Here is a 16317-nt window from a genome sequence, read left to right on the forward strand (position 1 = left end):
CTTGTTGCTTACGCCGCCTCGGCCTTGTCGCCCTCGGCGGAAAGATCCGCCTTATGGTGCTGGGCCGGGATGACCACGTTCTTAAATCCTTTTGACTCGAGCTTTGCCGCCAGCGACTTCTGCGCCGACGGTTCGCCGTGAACGAGAAAAACGCCCCGCACGCTATCGGCATCCTGCCCGCTCACAAAACGGCACAGGTCGTCGCTATCGCCGTGGGCGCTCATGCCGGGAAGCTGCCCGATCTCGGCCTTCACCTCAACGGGGTCGGAGAAGATCTCCACCTCGCGCTCGCCCCCGATCAGCTGGCCACCGAGCGATTTGGCGCTGCAGTAGCCAACCAGGAGCACGGCGTTTTTGGGGTCGCCGAGAATATTGTTGATATGGTGCCGCACACGTCCCGCATCGGCAGTGCCGCTGGCCGAAATGATCACGCAGGGCTCGGTATATTCCACCAGCTTGCGGCTGTCTTCAACCGATTCGATGTAGCTGAGGCCCGGGAAGTCGAAGGGATCGTCGTCCACTTCCAGCACCTGCTGCAGCCGCTCGTTGAAAAGATGTACGTGCTGCTTGATGGTTTGTGTGGCCTTCGAGCTGAGCGGGCTGTCGACAAAATAGCGGATCTCGGGAAGCCGCTTTTCGAGGCTAAGCTGGTTGAGTGCATACAGCACTTCCTGCGTGCGGCCCACACTGAAGGCGGGGATCACCAGCTGCCCGCCGCGCTCGACGCAAACCTTTTTGATCCAGTCCTGGAGGTTCTCGATCGTATTGAAGCGGATATCATGGTGCTTGTCACCGTAGGTGCTTTCGAGAATGATATAATCGGCGGGATGCGGCTCCGCCGGTGGAGGAAGCAGCACCGAGCGGTGACGGCCTACGTCGCCGCTGAAGAGCACGCGTGTCGTTACCCCTTCTTCTTCGACAATGATGTTGATGGCCGCGCTCCCGATAAGATGGCCCGCATCGGTGAAGCAGGCCTTGATGCCGCGCCCGACCGTGAACCACTCGTTGTACTCGAATGTCAGCACCAGTTCGAGTGCGGCCTTCACATCGTCGGGGCCGTATAACGGCTCGTAGGGCTCCTGGCCGCGCCGCGCCCGCCGCTTGTTGATCCATTCTGTTTCATAGGTCTGGATCTCGGCGCTGTCGTAGAGCAGTATTTCTACAAGGTCCCGGGTGGCGGGTGTACAGAAGATCGGTCCTTTGAAGCCCTCTTTTACGAGGCGGGGAATAAGCCCCGAGTGGTCGATATGGGCATGGGAGAGCAGGAGCGCTTCGATGTTGCCCGGCTCGAAGCCGAATTTTGCATTGAGGTCTTCGGTCTCGCGGCCAAGGCCCTGGAAGAGGCCACAGTCCAGCAGGTACTGCCGCCCGTCGCTCAGCGTTAACTTGTGTTTTGTGCCGGTAACCGTGCCGGCCGCGCCGTGGAAGGTTAGTTTCATGCTGATCCCTATCCAATATCCATACCCGATCCATCTTGTAATCCAGGATCGTAGGATCTCGGATCTGGATTGCCACTGGACAAAAAAGGCCGGAGCATTGCTCCGGCCCAATCCGCGATCATTAGATCCGAAATCTTTAGATTTTAATCCATGTCGTCTTGTGCCAGGTTGCCCCGGTTATTGCCCTTGCTTTCTTCGCTTCGGCCCTCGATTCCTTCCTGGCGCTGCTGGCCACCCGAACCGAGCTCACGTGTCCGGTAATTTTCCCAGGCACTGCCGCTTTGCGAATTCTGATCCCGCTTGCTCGATACATCCTGGTCCATCGATTCCTGCTGGCGGTTGCTGCTTGTCGACTCCTGGCCGAACGAGCCGCTTCTTTGCTGCTCAGAATTTCCTTCTCTCATGATTATTCCATTTAAGTGAACAATAGTATATACGCAACCCACTTCGAAAACCATTCCAGTTTGCTATACCTCGAGCACGAAAAATGGTAAATTATTCTTCGCCAGGATGGGCTTCGCTACGTTGAACACGCGGATGCCATCCTGTGTATGTCCTTCCAGTGTGCCAACATGGGCATGCCCGTGAAAGGCGGCAACCACGGCATGCCGGCTCAGGGGCTCGGCTAGTCGTGAGCAGCCAAGAAAGGGAAAGATCTGCTCCGGCTCGCCGATGACCGTTTCCTTGATCGGGGCATAGTGCATCAGCGCGATCTTCTTCTCCACCTGGTGCTCCTGTTCCAGGCGCGACAGCGCCCGCTCGAGGTGCAGCGCTTCATCAACGGCTTCCTGCACAAAGGCCTTCATGGCGCCCTCGCCGAACATCGACAGAAGGTGCCGGTCGAAGCCACCGCCGAAGCCTTTGACGCCGGCAAAGCCGACGCCTTTGATCACGATCGCCTCGCCATCGAGAATGTGCATGTCGGCTTTCATGAGGATGCTCCGGATAAGCTTGTGGCGTCCCTTCTCGTAGTCATGGTTGCCCAATACGGCCACAATGGGAACGGAGCACTGCTTCATCTCGTTGGCGAGCACTTCGGCCTCACCCTCGTCGCCGGTGTCGGTGAGGTCGCCCACAATAACGAGCACGTCTGCCTGGCGCGACACTTCCTTGAAAAAGTCGCCCCATTTGCCGGTATCCGTTTCGCGCACGTGGATGTCGCCGATGGCGGCCACGCGTACCTTCTGATCGTCTGCCATGGTCAAACTGTTTTTATCGTCAAAGCCTTGTAATCCCATTCCTTGATGTCGATCGCGTACTGCGTCTGGTCGATCACGGGGCCGCGGCAAACCTTCTCCATTGCGGGCGGGATATCATACTGCTCCGCCGCGCGCCGCAGCAGCTCGTCGAAAAGCCACTTCGGGATGATGTCGTGAAACTCGCTAGGGTAGCAGAACTGGAAGGAGATGATCTGCGCCAGCAGGATATGCCAGTGCTGCTCCATGCGGAACATGATGTGCTGCCAGTCGAGGTTTTTGCCCCACTTGAGCAGGATGTGGTTCACGTCGGCACCGTCGTAGCGCTCGCGGTTCTGCACGTACACCTTGCACCAGATCAGCTCCTCCGCCGGGATCATCTTTACGGGCACGTCGCAGAAGGTCGTATCCGGGGCGCGCTGGTACCAGGTGTCGTCCACGCGGCAGATATTGTTGACGGTGTCGAAAATGAGGTCGATGAAATAAGGGTCTTTGTGCACTTTTGCCAGCCAGCGCACGTCGTAATTCTCAACACGGTAGCCGCGCTCCTGGAAAAACTTGAGGATCTTGGGTACTTCGCTCGCTTTGCAAAACACATCGAGGTCTTTGGTATCGCGGTAAATGCCGGTGTAATGGAACATGGCAAAGGCGCCCCCCAGCATCCATTGTGTTCCCGTTTCGTGCAATAATTCCAGTGCTTCGCGGTAAAAGGCCTTCGACTCCTGCCGCTGCTCTTCCGTCATGGTAACTATAGACATCAGATTACTCTTGTTTGGTATAGGTTATAAAAACCCTATGCCAGAGAGACTTGTCTGACTGTGTATTACCATAGAAAAACTTTTATTTAAGCGTTAGATTGGCATATTTGGCAAAAATCCTTGGTTTTCTTTGAAATATTCAAGGGTATTGATGAGTTTAAGGCAGCTAGGCGACGCTTCGCAAGCTGCTTCGGATGACCAATGGCTAGTTACAAACTCACTAAGAAGGTCGTTATACAAAGGTCCTATGGATGTATATTTATCAAGTGGTACTATTCCCTCTCGAATAATTCTTTTTCTACTTCGCTTTGCTAAGTTTATCAGTAAAGCCTTCGGATCACTATTTTCTTCAATATTTAGTGGGACGGCAGCCTGTGAAATGCCAAGAAATTCTGCAAAGCTCTTCCGGTCACTCATTATCCAAGCTTCTACCTCACGTACAGCAACCCTTAGACAAAATTTAGTGGTCGTATCCGGTACTTCCCATTTTTGACGGAGCTTTATTGGGCACTCTAGGGCATCAAGATCAGTAACTATTAGATACGGAAACTGTTTAGACGCTTGGTAAAATCTATGTAAGTTTCTTCGTATATAAGCATTGCCACTATTACCATATACGTGAGCAATTTCTAAACCCTTTTCAGCCGAAACTTTTTGTAGTAGGACATCTGTTAGTTGATCTTCCACAACAGCATTAAAAATGTTTGTCATTCTAAAAGCTCAATGAAAGTTGGTTCAAATTTTTGGGCTTTGTGCGTGGTAAAATGGCTTCTCCAATGTCCATTCCTTCATCAAGCAAAGATTTTACATCTTTAATAGTTGAAACAATTGTCGCTTTAGTTCCTTCTGTGCTAGGTTCCAATAACACAATTTCAGTGGGCGATATTGATCTATCTTTTAGCAAGTCTGCACTATGTGTAGTCATGATAACTTGTCGGTTTTTGGGTTTTTGGAAGCGGTAGATCACACTCGGTAGCTTAGAAACGATCCCGCTATTCAAGGATAATTCGGGTTCTTCAAGAAGTAACAGCGAATCTCCTTCTTGCAATGACCATAATAGACCAATCAATCTCAGGGTGCCATCGGAAAATTGGTCTTCCCTTTGTTTTCCAGCCTTAGGTCGCCAATGATCGTAAATTGCTTCAAGATGCGGTTTGCCTAATTCCTCTGAATAGTTAAGTTCCTTCAATTGAGGGACTGCGATTTGTAGACCTGCTTCGATTCTTTTGAGCCAAGCTTTCCTTGTTTTCTCATTGACTTTGGAAATTCGCTCAAGAAAACCTTTTCCAAATGGATCGCCTGAGATTTCCTGTCCTGTAAATGCATTTGGGTATTTAAGAAGTTGAGGAATCAAATGCAAATACAACATTGACTCGAAAAACCTATTCAAATCTCGAAATTCGAGATTTGAGTTTATTTGTTCAAGGTGTGTCTGTGTAAGACGTTCTTTATCAGTTTTGTCGTCTTTGTTGGGCCTGTCTAAAATTAATTCACCATTTTTCCATACTCGTTCATATGTAAGGTATGGTTGTCTATAGCCCCTGCTTTCTTGTTTTATTCCCAAGGCATATTTCCAAAATATTTCCGGATTACTAGTATTGTCTCTGATATCAAGCTGGAGCTCGACATCTGGATTTTTTCTTGCGGCTAGACAGCGAATTTTCGTAATACCTCCCCGATCTGTGACAGCCTTTTGCAGTCCACCGCCAGGTTTTGCAATATCCCTTAAGAATCGAAAAATGTCGAGAAGATTTGATTTTCCTGACGCGTTTGGGCCGACAATGAAAACCCTTTCTTGGAGTGGAATCTCAACCTCCTTGAAATTTTTCCAGTTTTTTATTGAAAGTCGTGTGATAATCATTATAATTCGATTGGGAAGACTAATATACTATAGGCGACATAAATAAAAGCCCGTCGTAATTACGACGGGCTTTTTAAGCGATGGCTATCGATTCTTTTCTTCTATAATTAGTAGCGGTACATCTCCGGCTTGAACGGACCTTCCTTCGTGATACCGAGGTACTCGGCCTGCTCGGAGGTCAGCTCGTCGAGCTCCACACCGATCTTGGAAAGGTGCAGGCGGGCAACCTTCTCGTCGAGGTGCTTGGGAAGTACGTATACTTTGTTCTCGTACTTGTCGCCGTTAGTCCAGAGTTCCAGCTGGGCGAGCGTTTGGTTCGAGAAGGAGTTCGACATTACGAACGAGGGGTGGCCCGTAGCGCAACCCAGGTTCACCAGGCGGCCTTCGGCGAGGATGATGATGTCTTTGCCATCCACGTTATAGATGTCAACCTGCGGCTTCACGGTGTCTTTCGTTTCGCCATACGCCTGGTTGAGCCAGGCCATGTCGATCTCGATGTCGAAGTGGCCGATGTTGCAAACGATCGCCTTGTCCTTCATCTTGCGGAAGTGCTTTTCGGTGATGAGGTCGCGGCAGCCCGATGCGGTTACGATGATGTCGGCTTCGGCAACGGCATTCTCCATCTTCTTCACCTCGAAGCCGTCCATGGCGGCCTGCAGGGCGCAGATGGGGTCGATCTCGGTAACGATCACGCGGCAGCCTGCGCCTTGCAGCGAAGCGGCGGAGCCCTTGCCCACGTCGCCATAGCCGCCAACAACGGCCACCTTGCCGGCCATCATCACGTCGGTAGCGCGGCGGATGGCATCCACCAGCGATTCCTTACAGCCGTACTTGTTGTCGAACTTCGACTTGGTAACGGAGTCGTTTACGTTGATGGCGGGAACAGGCAGGGTGCCTTTTGCCATGCGCTCGTAGAGGCGGTGTACGCCCGTGGTGGTCTCTTCCGAGATGCCCTTCACGTGCTGCACGAGCTCGGGGTATTTGTCGAGAACGATGTTGGTGAGGTCGCCACCGTCGTCGAGGATCATGTTGAGGGGGCGGTCGGCAGCGCCGAAGAAAAGGGTCTGCTCGATGCACCAATCGGCTTCCTCAAGCGTCTGGCCTTTCCAGGCAAAGACACCGATGCCGGCGGCGGCGATGGCTGCGGCGGCATGGTCCTGCGTGGAGAAGATATTACAGGAGCTCCACTTCACTTCAGCACCAAGGGCCACCAGGGTTTCGATCAGCACGGCAGTCTGGATGGTCATGTGCAGGCAGCCGGCGATGCGCGCGCCCTTGAGGGGCTGGGAGGGACCGTATTCGGCGCGGATGGCCATCAGGCCGGGCATCTCGGCCTCGGCGAGGCGGATCTCCTTGCGGCCCCAATCGGCCAGGCTCATATCCTTCACCTTGTACGGCAGGCTGAAGTTGATGTTGGAACGGGTAACTGTTGACATTTTTACGTGATTTGAGGCGCAAAGGTACTGGATTCCGGCTGCAGTTGGACGCGGCGAACCTGCTTTGAAGGCCTGCTCGTCCCGGATTTAACGGGACCGGTCGTAAATCCGGCGCAACCGGGCGCCGGACTTTCTATTTTCGTAAAGACCCCCAACACCGGAAACCCGTGCCGGGAGCGACTTCGGACCCAGCGTGCTTCGTACGCCGGGATACCGGGTTCTCTTAGCCGGGTTGTGCAGAGCGAACTAAACCATGAAAAACCACAGCACCCTTATCTGGCGGCTCGTTGCCGTTGCGCTGGGCCTGCTCGCCGTTTCGGCCGCAGGTGCCCAAACGGCCCGTACGGCCGCGCTTCATGCCGACTTCAGCGCCAACCCCATCAGTGGCTGCTCGCCACTCGTTGTTACCTTTTCCGACCACAGCAGCGGCAACCCCACGCAATGGCGCTGGGAGCTGGGCAATGGAGTCGTTTCCACCCAGCAGAATCCGTCTACCATTTATGTAACACCCGGCACCTATACCGTAAGGCTCCGCATCCAGAACGCGCAGGGCGCCGACTCGCTCGTACGCAACGCCTATATCACCGTCAACGAAGCTCCTGTGCCGGCATTCGGAAGCCCGGTGCTCGGAGGATGCGCGCCCTTCGGGAGCACCTTCACCGACAGCAGCACGAGCACGCTGCCGCTGCTGGAGCGCCGCTGGGATTTCGGCGACGGCAGCCTCGGCGACGGGGTCAATGCAACCCATAATTATTCTGCGCCCGGGCAATACAGCGTATCGCTCCGCCTTACCAACAGTGCCGGCTGTACGAAAACGCTCACGCGCAATCATTATATCAATGTCAGCGGCCGGCCGAATGCCGCATTCAGCAACAGCAACCCGGCACACTGCTCGGTGCCCTTCAGCGTGCAGTTCGACGCAACCGCTACCTCGGGCGCCACAAGCTATGCCTGGGATTTCGGCGATGGCGGCACCGCCAGCACGGTGCAGGCCAGCCACAGCTATACAACCGCCGGCGCTTATACGGTAACGCTCATTGTAACCAACGCGAGCGGGTGCCGCGATACGCTGCGCCGCACGGCCCTCGTTCAGGTGGGCGCCTCGGCTGCCTTCTTCGCACCCGATACCGTCTGCGCCCATGCGCCCGTTGCCTTTGTAAATCAAAGCAATCCCATCGCGCCCCTGACCACCTGGCTTTTCGGCGATGGCAGCAGCTCCGCCGAAGCTTCGCCGGTGAAGCGTTTTGACACACCCGGTGTGTATACCGTAAAACTAAGGAACCAGTATGCGGGCTGCGCCGACTCGGTAACCCATCAGGTCGTGGTTCGACCCGGCCCGCAGGCGATCTTTGAAACCGTCGACACTTTTTCCTGCACCGCGCCCTTTACCGCGCATTTCCGGAACGGGAGTACCGGCGCGGCTTCCTATCGCTGGGAGTTCGGCGATGGCTCGATCTCGTCCGATGCCGCACCGGCACATACCTACACCCAGACAGGTATTTATACGGTACGGCTTATTGCAACCGGCACGAACGGTTGTGCCGACACGCTGACCCGCAGCAGCTATGTGCGGGTGCAGGCGCCCCGGTTGTCTTTCTCCGGCCTTCCTGTTTCGGGCTGCGCTCCGCAGCTGGCGCAGCTTTCGGCTGCCATCAGCGAAGGCAGTATCATGTCCTATCATTGGAATTTCGGAGACGGTACCGGTTCTGTCGACGCGGCCCCATCCCACGCATTCCCGCTTCCCGGGCAATACACGGTATCGCTCAGCGTAACAACAGCCAGCGGCTGCAGCGTCACCGATTCGGTACCCGCCGGCGTGTCCGTATTCCGCAAGCCCACGGCTTCCTTCGATCTTTCGCCCGGCGATGTTTGCGCGATGCAGGGAATCCAGTTTACGAACACAAGTACGAATGTTGACTCCAATGCCACCTGGTACTGGAGCTTCGGTGATGGCGGCTATTCAACGGCGCCCGACCCGTACCATGAATACGATGCTGTTGGCTGGTTCTCGGTGCAGCTCGTGGCCAGCAACGGCACCTGCCGCGATACCAGCAACCGTCCCAACGTACTTTTCGTGCGGCCGCCGGTGGCGCGCTTTCTTGTCAGCTTCCAGTGCGGTGCGCCATTTACCCGGCAATTCGACAACCGCTCCATCGGGGCACAAACATCCTCCTGGGATTTCGGCGATGGCAGCACGTCCACCGAGACGAGCCCGGTGCATACCTATGCAGCGCCGGGCTCCTACGTGGTGAAGCTCCGCGTCACCAACGATACCTGCTACCACACGCGCACTATTACAGTAGATGTATACAACGAAAAGGCGCGCTTCCGGGCCGCCGACAGCTCGCTTTGCTACGGGCAGGCCTACTCGGTGAGCGCCTACGACTTCAATGCCGCGCATATCCGTGCCTGGAGCTGGGATTTCGGTGATGGCAACGCGCCGGAAACAACCGTTGCCGCAGCCACGCATGTGTATACAAGACCCGGCACCTACACCGTGACGCTGACGATCACGGACCCGCTCGGATGCACCAGCAGCTTTACGCAGACGGTAACGGTGCGCGGCGCCATCGCCGATTTTGAGCACAGCGGTGCCGCGGCCTGTCTTACGGGCGCCGGCGCTCCCGTGGAATTTACCGACCGCTCCGTGGCCGACGGCAACAACCCGATCGTGCAGTGGCTTTGGGACTTTGGCGACGGTACCCGCGATTCATCCGGAGCCGGCCCCCTGCAGCACCGCTACGCGGCCACCGGTACTTATACGGCAACGCTCCGCGTTACAGATGCCAGCGGTTGCTTCGGCTACTACGGCGGGCCGGCGCCTGTGCATGTGTCGCGGCCGACGGCATCCTTTACGTCGACCGATACACTTACCTGTACCGACCGCCCCGTGCATTTCCAGAATGCATCGGTGGGAGAGGGGAGCCTTACGTTCAGCTGGGGCTTTGGCGATGGGCAGGCATCAACAGCTGCCGCCCCGGTCCATGCTTATGGCAGCACCGGGATCTATACCGTAGTTCTACGGGTCACGGACGGCCAGGGCTGCAGCGACAGCCTGCAGCGCCCGGCGCTGATCCGGATCAGCTACCCGAAAGCAGGCTTCACGCTTTCCGATTCGACAGCGAGCTGCCCGCCAATGCTCGTGCGCTTTACCAACATTTCAACCGATTTTACCGACCAGCAATGGGACTTCGGCAACGGCAACAGCTCGGGCCTTGCCGCGCCGGCGCACCTGTATAATGAAGCGGGTGTATTCCGCCCGCGTCTCATCGTGACCGGACCCGGCGGCTGCCAGGATACGGTTTCGCGAACGGTGCGTCTTGACGGGCCCCGTGGCCAGATCGATTATTCGCCACTGGCGGGCTGCAGCCCGCTGACGGTGCACCTGCAGGCCCGCACGCAGGCCCGCGACTCGCTGATCTGGGACTTTGGCGATGGCAATATTCTTCCCGGCCGCGACTCGGTGCTTCAGCATGTATTTACCGACACCGGTCGCTTTGTGCCCCGCGCCATCCTGGTTGATTCCCGCGGCTGCAGTGTGCCGGTGACCGGTCGCGATACGGTTCATGCCTGGGTACCAGCCGTGCGTGCCGGCAACGGGTTTGTGCACTGCCCGGGCCAGCCCCGGCCGCTCAGTGTGACCGGCGCCGTTACATACAGCTGGGAGCCCAGCCCGTACCTGAGCTGCCTCAGCTGCGCCAGCCCGCTGGCGAACCCAACGGTGCCCACAACCTTCGTGGTGACAGGTAAGGATGCCTTTGGCTGCACTGCCCGCGACTCGGTTCGTGTGGCGCTGCAGCGACCTTTCCATCTTACGCCTCCACTCCGCGGCGACAGCCTCTGCGCAGGCGGCGCTGTACTGCTCCGTGCTGGCGGCGCGGCCAGCTATAGCTGGTCACCGGCTGCAGGGCTCGACAACCCGACCGCTGCGCAAACAGTCGCAAGGCCGGCCGCATCAACCGTCTACCGCGTCATAGGCCGCGACAGCATCAACTGCTACAGCGACTCGGCCTTCGTCAATATCACCGTCTTCCCGGTGCCACAAGTGAATGCCGGCGCTGACCTGACCTTACGGGCAGGCGATACGGCCCGGCTGCAGGTGCAAAGCTCGCCCGATATAACGGGCTGGCAGTGGTCGCCGACAGGCGGGCTCTCCTGCAGCACCTGCCCGGCGCCCGTTGTGCATGCCGCACAGAATACGCGCTACCAGGTGCAGGTGGTCAATGCCGGTGGCTGTACCGCCCGCGACGCGGTTAACGTGTCGGTGCTCTGCGACGGCGGGAACCTGTTTATTCCGAACACGTTTTCGCCCAACGGCGATGGCGCCAACGACCGCTTTTTCCCGCGCGGCACGGGGCTCTATTCGGTTCGCTCGATCCGGATCTTCAACCGCTGGGGTGAGCTCGTGTTCGAGCGGCTCAATGCAAAAGCCAACGACCCCGCGGCGGGCTGGGACGGTACGTTCCGGGGAGCTCCGGCGCCATCGGACGTCTATATTTATACCTGCGAGATTGTGTGCAGCAACAGTACGGTGCTGCCGGTGAAAGGTGATGTGACGCTGCTGCGGTAAAAACTCAGCAGTAACCAGTGCCCCTTTTGCACAATTCATCCTCAGTTTTGAAGCTCCTGCCGGAAAGCGGGCGTCACAAAGGCAGGTTTTAATATATTTGAACACCCACCAGCGTGGTGTCTGGCAGGGAGAGGTTTGCCCGCAAGGGAGCCATCCGAAAGGGGTGACCCGCGGCTGAAAAACACCAAACTAACCTTATGCGTAACGAACTCAGACCCCTAAGGACCTGTCTCCTGGCGCTTTTCTGCCTTCTTGGCACCCTTTCCGCTAAAGCCCAGCCTCATGCCGGATTCACCGCGACCCCCCGTTCCGGTTGTGCCCCGATCGTCGTGAACTTTATCGATACCTCCTCGGGGGTACCCGACACCTGGCACTGGGACCTGGGCAACGGTGTTCTTTCCAGCCTCCGCAGTCCTTCGACAACCTATCTCAACCCCGGCACCTATACCGTGAAGCTCGTCGTTTCCAACTCGAGCGGCATCGATTCGGTGGTCAAGACAGACTACATCACGGTGCTCCCGAGCCCCTCAGTGGAGTTCAAGGGAATTGACTCGGTCGGCTGCTTCCCGGTACACACGGTCTTTACGAGCCAGGTGACTTCGGCAACGCCGATCGTTTCGTATAGCTGGGACCTCGGCGACGGTAACCCGTCCAACATCGCCAACCCGGTACACGACTATACCGTTCCCGGCCAGTACACGGTAACCCTGCTTGTGACAAACAGCAGTGGTTGCAGCAAGGCCGTTACCAAAGACCAGTATATCAAGGTAGGCGTGAAGCCCGTTGCCGGTTTCAGCAACAGCAACCCGGTCAACTGCACGGTTCCCTTTACGGTGAATTTCACCAACCAGAGCACCGGTACCGGTAACAGCTACACCTGGGACTTTGGCGATGGCAACACGTCGACGCAAACCAGTCCCTCACATACCTACACGACTGCGGGAACGTACACCGTGAAGCTCGTAGCCGTGAATCCCTTCACCTGCCGCGATTCGGTGATCCGCACTGCGCTCGTCAATGTTGGCTCTACGACAGCCTTCACCGTTGCCAGCCCTGTGTGCGTCGGAACGCCGCTGACCCTCACGAACACTTCCGCGCCAGTAGCGTCTTCCCAGGTCTGGGACTTTGGCGATGCCACGACGGCAACGGACGTGCTCCCGGTAAAATCCTACAGTGCGCCCGGTACCTATACCATTAAGCTGACCAACCAATTTGCCGGAGGCTGCTCCGACTTTACCACGCATACCGTGACGGTGCTTCCGAAGCCTACGGTTGATTTCACGGCCAACCAGACCGTTTCCTGCTCCGCGCCGCTTACGGTTAACTTCAGCTCCAGCGTCAGCGGTGCCGTTACCTATGCCTGGAATTTCGGCGATGGCGGTACCTCGGCGCAGGCGAACCCGTCGCACACCTACACCACCACCGGCTTCTTCACCGTGACACTCACGGTTACGAGCGCCAACGGCTGTACCGCGTCCATGTCGCGCCCGGGCTATATCTCGGTGCAAAGTCCGCAGATCAGTATTTCCGGCTTGCCCAAGAGCGGCTGCGCCCCGATAACGATCGAACCGGTACCGACCGTGCAGACCAACGAGCCGGTTACTACCTGGGCCTGGACCTTTGGCGACGGCAACTCCTCGAACCTGCAGAATCCCACGCATACCTACCCGGCCACCGGCTCCTATACGGTGACGCTCACGGTGACCACCAGCAGCGGTTGCACGAATACCTTCACGATGAACAACGCCGTGAATGCAAGCAGCCGCCCGACGGCCGCCTTCTCGGCAACGCCACTCAACGTGTGCGCGCTCAACCCGGTGCAGTTCACCAACGGTACCAGCAACAGCACGCCCGCAACCACCTACCAGTGGAACTTTGGCGATGGCGGTACCTCCAGCCAGTTCAACCCCAACTACGCTTACAGCGATACCGGCACGTTTACGGTGACGCTGATCGCCACCAATGGCTTCTGCCACGACACATCGATCCGGAACAATCTTATCCGCGTGCTGCCGCCGATTGCGCGCTTTACCTGGGCCGGCACCTGCGCCGACAAGTTCACCAAGACCTTTACCGACAGATCCGTTGTGGATCCGCTGATGCCGCTCACCTACGATTGGGACTTCGGCGACGGCTCTGCGCACAGCAACCTCCAGAATCCGGCGCATACTTTTGCCGCCTCGGGTACCTACACCGTAACGCTGACCGTAACCAACGGTACCTGCTCGCATACCGTGCAGCACCCGGTGCGGGTAACCGGGCTCACCGCCGCGTTTACGAGTTCTTCGACGACCAACTGTAAAGGCACACCCTTTACATTTACCGCCACTGGCCTGAACCCTGCCGATGTAGCTGGCTGGGTCTGGGACTTCGGTGACGGCACAACAGACAATACCCCGGGCAGTACGACGCATGCCTATTCTTCCTCCAACACGTATACGGTAACGCTCAACGTGACCGATATCAATGGCTGTACCGATGCCGTTTCGCACACGGTGCAGGCTACGGGTCCCTTTGCCGACTTCACGCCGATTGTAACGACGGCCTGCCTCCAACCCGGCGGAACGAACGTAACCTTTACCAGCACTTCGACCGGCGACGGCATCAGCCCGATCGCCAAGACGATCTGGAACTTCGGCGACGGCAGCAACCTGGACTCTGCAGGCATTAACCCGGTGAACCACGTTTATACCGCCACCGGTACCTACAACGTCGAGATCCAGGTGCGCGATGCCAACGGTTGCTACGGCTACTATGCCGCACCCAACGCCGTGATCATCTCGAAGCCGACACCCTCCTTTACTTCCAACGATACGGTCAATTGCACGAACCGGCCGATCGCTTTCACGAATACGTCTACTGGCTCCGCGCCGCTGACCTACGCCTGGGATTTTGGTGACGGTTCTCCGGTAAACAACCAGGTCAACCCGGTCTATACCTACAACAATACCGATACCTTCTCGGTAACGCTGACCGTGACCGACCAATATGGCTGTACCGCCTCGCTGACGCGTCCCGACTTCATCAAGATCAGCTTCCCGCATGCTTCCTTTACGGCATCGTCGCTGTTTGCCAACTGCCCGCCGCTGGTCGACACCTTTGTCAATATTTCGACCAATGCGACCAGCCAGGTCTGGGATTTTGGCGACGGCAGCACCTCGTCGCTCCGCGATACCGCCTTCAAGATCTATAACCTCGCGGGCATTTACCAGGTGAAGCTTACTGTAACCGGCCCCGGCGGCTGCGTGGACGATACGACGCAGACCCTTGAGATCCTCGGACCGCAGGGCTCATTCAACTATTCGCCCCTGAGCGGCTGTCTCCCGGTCAACGTCAGCTTCACATCCACGACATCGCACTCCGATTCGATCATCTGGGACTTCGGTGACGGCAACACGCTGTGGGTGCCTTCGACCGTGCCGCCGCCGTCGCATTCCTTCGTCGATACCGGCAGCTTCACGCCCCGCATTATCCTGAAAGACAATACCGGCTGTACGGTATCCATCTTCGGCAGCCAGGTCATTCATTCGTATAAAGTTTTCCCGGCAGCAAGCGCCAGCGCCGTTGCCCTTTGCGATTCCGGCTACGTGAACTTCAGCGGCCTCTCGCAGAGCAACGACGTGCTGACCAACTGGGTATGGGACTTTGGCGACGGCAGTCCGACCGTGGATGCACAAAACCCGACGCATCATTATACAACTCCCGGCACCTACAGCGCCACGCTGACCAATACGTCACAGGCCGGATGCAGCGGCAATGCAAGCACCAGCAGCATCACCGTGCATGTATCGCCGCAGGTAGATATCAGCCCGCTGACCGCCAGCGGCTGCGCCCCGGCCAGCATCAGCTTCGGGGGAACCATTCTCCGGAACCCTGCTCCCGGAACACTGACCTGGGACTGGCACTTCGGCAACGGCAACAGCAGCTCCGTGCAGAACCCCGGCACACAGGTATTCAACCTGCCCGGAACCTACCGCGATTCGGTGATCGTGCAGCATGCCAACGGCTGCCGCGACACGGCCACCCGCGACGTAACAGTGTTCGGCCTTCCTGCTGTTGACGCGGGCATCGATACCGCGCTGTGCCGCGGTGCATCGATCATCCTCCAGCCGGCCGGTGGCCTTACCTACGTTTGGGCCCCGAACCCGTCACTCAGCTGCGTGAACTGTCCCAACCCTTCGGTTAACCCCAGCGTCGACCAGACCTATTTTGTAACCGGCACCGATGTGAATGGCTGCCAGAAGCTCGACTCGGTACACGTGGTCGTACACCAGGCCTTTACCTATGTACCGCCGGTACTGAGCGACTCGCTGTGCATGGGCGGACGCCTTCAGCTGCACAGCAGCGGGGGCGATACCTACCAATGGTCGCCGGCTGATTTCCTTAACGACCCCACGCTGCCGAACCCGCTGGTAACGCCCACCCACGATACGGTGATCACCTACACGGTAACGATCAGCGACCGCTTCGGGTGTAACAACGTGACAGCATCGTCAACGGTACATGTGTTCCCGATGCCTACGGTGAATGCAGGCCCCGACCTGTTCCTTTCCGCCGGCGCCCGCGATACGCTCCGCGCCCAGGTGTCGTCCGATGCGACCTCCTTCCAGTGGGTGCCTGCCGCAGGACTTAGCTGCTCCAGCTGCACAACCCCCGTGGTGCTTGCCGACCACGACCAGATCTACCGCCTCCTGGTGCGCAACGCCGGTGGCTGTACCACCTTCGACGACATGCGCGTGAACGTGCTTTGCGGAAGCGGCAACTTCTTCTTCCCGAATACCTTCTCGCCCAACGGCGACGGCATGAACGACATCTTCTTCCCGCGTGGCGCCGGCATCAGCGGCATCCGCAACTTCCGCGTGTTCAACCGCTGGGGTGAAGTGGTGTTCGAGCGAAGCAACATCAAGGCCAACAACCCGATCGAAGGTTGGGACGGCATGCTGCGCGGCAAGATGGCCCCCTCGGATGTGTACGTGTACACCTGCGAGCTGATTTGTTCCAATAACCAGGTCATCCCGATCAAGGGCGACATTACCTTAATCCGATAAGCAACCGAA

General features: G+C 57.5%; 9 protein-coding genes. 2 read left to right on the forward strand and 7 right to left on the reverse strand.

The features are described 5' to 3' along the window. Nucleotides 1-8 precede the first annotated feature (8 nt). The 7 genes from ACYU7Z_RS02755 to ahcY all read right to left on the reverse strand — a co-directional run bounded on the left by ACYU7Z_RS02755 (nt 9) and on the right by ahcY (nt 6690). Nucleotides 9-1439, reverse strand: coding sequence for an MBL fold metallo-hydrolase RNA specificity domain-containing protein (locus ACYU7Z_RS02755; RefSeq protein WP_460567156.1), 1431 nt, complete (start codon nt 1437-1439; stop codon nt 9-11). 143 nt (nt 1440-1582) lie between these two features. Next, complete coding sequence (locus ACYU7Z_RS02760) at nt 1583-1843, reverse strand: hypothetical protein (protein WP_460567157.1); 261 nt, start codon at nt 1841-1843, stop codon at nt 1583-1585. A 63-nt stretch (nt 1844-1906) separates the two neighbouring features. After that, a complete protein-coding gene (locus ACYU7Z_RS02765) occupies nt 1907-2638 on the reverse strand; it encodes a metallophosphoesterase family protein (protein WP_460567158.1) in 732 nt (243 codons plus the stop codon). A gap of 2 nt (nt 2639-2640) precedes the next feature. Further along, nucleotides 2641-3393, reverse strand: coding sequence for a nucleotidyltransferase (locus ACYU7Z_RS02770; RefSeq protein ID WP_460567159.1), 753 nt, complete (start codon nt 3391-3393; stop codon nt 2641-2643). Between the two features lie 93 nt (nt 3394-3486). Next, the gene (locus ACYU7Z_RS02775; protein ID WP_460567160.1) at nt 3487-4104 is read right to left on the reverse strand and encodes a hypothetical protein; all 618 of its coding nucleotides are present in this window, start codon (nt 4102-4104) and stop codon (nt 3487-3489) included. A 1-nt stretch (nt 4105) separates the two neighbouring features. Continuing rightward, nucleotides 4106-5254, reverse strand: a complete 1149-nt coding sequence (locus ACYU7Z_RS02780) for an AAA family ATPase (RefSeq protein WP_460567161.1) — start codon at nt 5252-5254, stop codon at nt 4106-4108. A 107-nt stretch (nt 5255-5361) separates the two neighbouring features. Beyond that, entirely contained in the window at nt 5362-6690 is a 1329-nt protein-coding gene (ahcY, locus tag ACYU7Z_RS02785) for an adenosylhomocysteinase (protein WP_460567162.1), read from the reverse strand. Nucleotides 6691-6943: 253 nt separating this feature from the next. Between ahcY and ACYU7Z_RS02790 the strand changes: the two genes are divergently transcribed. Next, nucleotides 6944-11260, forward strand: a complete 4317-nt coding sequence (locus ACYU7Z_RS02790) for a PKD domain-containing protein (protein WP_460567163.1) — start codon at nt 6944-6946, stop codon at nt 11258-11260. Between the two features lie 197 nt (nt 11261-11457). Further along, nucleotides 11458-16308 (forward strand): PKD domain-containing protein, encoded by a 4851-nt coding sequence (locus tag ACYU7Z_RS02795; protein ID WP_460567164.1) that lies wholly within the window; start codon nt 11458-11460, stop codon nt 16306-16308. Nucleotides 16309-16317 lie beyond the last annotated feature (9 nt).

The organism is Flaviaestuariibacter terrae (genome assembly GCF_054777635.1).

Bases quoted from the DNA above. Each gene is read 5' to 3' on its own strand.
- ACYU7Z_RS02790 (WP_460567163.1), top strand. From the start codon at position 6,944: ATGAAAAACCACAGCACCCTTATCTGGCGGCTCGTTGCCGTTGCGCTG.
- ACYU7Z_RS02780 (WP_460567161.1), bottom strand. From the start codon at position 5,254: ATGATTATCACACGACTTTCAATAAAAAACTGGAAAAATTTCAAGGAG.
- ACYU7Z_RS02765 (WP_460567158.1), bottom strand. From the start codon at position 2,638: ATGGCAGACGATCAGAAGGTACGCGTGGCCGCCATCGGCGACATCCAC.
- ACYU7Z_RS02760 (WP_460567157.1), bottom strand. From the start codon at position 1,843: ATGAGAGAAGGAAATTCTGAGCAGCAAAGAAGCGGCTCGTTCGGCCAG.
- ACYU7Z_RS02770 (WP_460567159.1), bottom strand. From the start codon at position 3,393: ATGTCTATAGTTACCATGACGGAAGAGCAGCGGCAGGAGTCGAAGGCC.
- ahcY (WP_460567162.1), bottom strand. From the start codon at position 6,690: ATGTCAACAGTTACCCGTTCCAACATCAACTTCAGCCTGCCGTACAAG.
- ACYU7Z_RS02775 (WP_460567160.1), bottom strand. From the start codon at position 4,104: ATGACAAACATTTTTAATGCTGTTGTGGAAGATCAACTAACAGATGTC.
- ACYU7Z_RS02795 (WP_460567164.1), top strand. From the start codon at position 11,458: ATGCGTAACGAACTCAGACCCCTAAGGACCTGTCTCCTGGCGCTTTTC.
- ACYU7Z_RS02755 (WP_460567156.1), bottom strand. From the start codon at position 1,439: ATGAAACTAACCTTCCACGGCGCGGCCGGCACGGTTACCGGCACAAAA.